Raw genomic sequence first — 2,634 nt, 5'->3', positions numbered from 1 at the left:
GCATCCGCCGTACCTGCTGCCGGAATCCAGGCAGGGGCTGCGGCAACCAAATCCATCGAATCCCAGATGAACTGGGACACCGTCACCATCAGCGGCGGCGGCTTCGTTTCCGGTCTGATTACCGGAGAAAACAACATCTACGCCCGGACGGACGTGGGCGGCGCATACCGGTACAATGCAACCACCAAGGAATGGGAACAGCTGATGGCGTTCTTTACGGATGCAGATCGGGGCTTTCTCAGCGTGGATGCTATGGCGCTGGATCCCAACGATGACAATATCGTCTATGCCCTGTGCGGCTGTGCATACTTCAGCGACGCCCGGACGGCAGTGTTCCGCTCCAAGGACGGGGGCAAGACCTGGGATTCTACGGACGTAACAAATCTGATCCAGGTACACGGCAACGGCTACGGCAGACAGTGCGGCGNNGGCTACGGCAGACAGTGCGGCGAGTCCATTGCGGTGGATCCGGATGATCCCAACACCATCTACTGCGGCGGCGACACGGTGGGCATGATCGTCAGCCACGATGCGGGCGTCACCTGGGAGGCAGTGGACAGCTTCAACAGCATGGGTCTGTTCACCAACGAGATCAAGTGGCCTACCTGGACGGAAAACGTAGTCAAGACCACCGTTGGCACGGACTATGTAAACTGCAACGGCGTTTCCACCATCGCCATTGAAAAGGGCAAGGTCTATGTGGGCATTTCCGACAACACCCTGAAATGCAATATGTATGTGGCAGATGTGGACGGGAAGAAGTGGGAACCCCTCAGCAAGGATCTGCCGGCGAACAAGTTCCCCTCCCGGATCACCAAGGACAATGCAGGCAATCTGCTGATCTGCTATGTGGGAGGGCTGACCTTCAACGGCACCGGCGGCGGTATTTACAAGTACAACACCACCACCGGCGAGGTTACCAACATTTCCCCCACGGAGAACAGCTTCGGCGCCTGCATGGCAAACCCCAACAACAACGACCAGCTGATCGCCACCACCTGCGGCGTGTGGAGCACCAACAGATGGAGCGAGGAGGACGGTGCCTGGGGCGACTGGCTGTACCGTTCCGAGGACGGAGGCAAGACCTGGACTGAATATTATCCGGGCAAGATGGGTGAATACAAGTGGAATGCGGAAACCGGCGAAATGGTGCAGGAACAGGTCATCGATTACCTGGACGCAAACGGATGCAGCTGGGTATACGGCAAAGCCATCCACTGGTCCGGCTCACTCATCATCAACCCCAAGGATTTTGACCAGATCATGGTTTCCTCCGGCAACGGCATTTTCAAGTGGGACGGCATCTGGGGGGATTCTCCCAAGGCAAGCTTCTGCGCACAGGGCATCGAGGAAGTAGTTGCTCTGGATATGGTCTCCGTGCCCGGCGGTGCGGCATATTCCGCAATCGGGGACTATGACGGCTTCATCCACACGGACGTGGACAAGCCTGCTACCCAATATGTACCCAACATGGGCTCCACCGGGGCGATCGCATACTGCCCCCAGAATCCCAAGGTGATGGTGCGGATCGCAGAGAACCAGAATGACATTGCACCGGGCTTCTACTCCACGGACGGGGGCAAGACCTGGACAAAAATGGCGAACACCGCCGGCGGCAAGGCTGCTATCACACAACTGGACAAGGATACCTACCGGATCTTCCTGGGGAAGAAGGACAGCGGTGACCTGAGCTATTCCGACGACTGGGGACAGACCTGGAACGCATGCACCGGCATTGGCAGCGCATACGGCTCCAAGCCTACCTACACCTTTGTAGAGCCAAATGATCCCAGCACCGTATACGCATACGCTACCTATTATAATTCCTCCTGGCATTACTCCAAGACGGAACCGGAGCTGAGCGATGCAAACTATACCCTGTACATCAGCACCGACTACGGCAAGACCTTTACCGGCACCCAGATCTGCATGTATGACCAGTGCGACAGCGCAGGCAGGATCGCCTCCCTGGAGGACAATCACCTGATACTGGCAGGAGGCTGGTACGGGCTGTATGATGTAAAGACTGCCGGCGGCAAGGCAGAGGTCACCAAGAAGGATGTGTTCTACTGCAAGACCGTGGGCTATGGGGCACCGGAAAAGAAGGGTGGCATCAACACTCTGTACATGTACGGCAAACCCCAGGAAACCGACGCTGAAGGCATCTACCGCTCCACGGACGGCGGCGACAGCTGGGTATGCATCAACACCCAGAAGCTCTACGGGGGCACCGGCAACGGCAACTTCCTGGTAGGGGATATGAACACCTTCGGCACGGTGTATATGAGTACGGTAGGCTGCGGCATTGTTGTGGGCAGATTGTCCGGCGGTACGGAGAATCCGGATATTCTGTACGGTGACGTAAACGCAGACGGCATTGTGGACATTGCGGACACGGTGCTGCTGGCACGATACATTGCCCAGGATCCGGTGGTCAAGATCACAAAACAGGGCTTGCAGAATGCGGACTGTGATCCGGACGGGAACATTGATTCTTCGGATCTGACGGCGATTGCCCGGTATCTGGCGCATTTGGTTGACAAGCTAGGATAATAAAAGGCAGGGCGCAAGCCCTGCTTTTTTGCGTCTGTTTGCGTGAACATTGTTGGTGGATTGTCTTTTATGGTCTGCGTG

1 protein-coding gene is annotated in these 2,634 nt (G+C 56.8%); it reads left to right on the top strand.

Translation table 11 applies throughout. The features are described from left to right. The first annotated feature begins 66 nt into the window (after positions 1 to 66). Complete coding sequence (locus tag QVO51_RS07295; RefSeq protein WP_022357852.1) at positions 67 to 2,553, top strand: dockerin type I domain-containing protein; 2,487 nt, start codon at positions 67 to 69, stop codon at positions 2,551 to 2,553. Positions 2,554 to 2,634: the final 81 nt, after the last annotated feature.

Source organism: Ruminococcus sp. CAG:379, assembly GCF_000434255.1.
GTDB classification, from domain to species: Bacteria; Bacillota; Clostridia; order Oscillospirales; family Ruminococcaceae; genus Ruminococcus_F; species Ruminococcus_F champanellensis.
The sequence above is the reverse complement of the archived record's forward strand: the minus strand, read 5'-3'. Positions and strand labels throughout refer to the sequence as shown.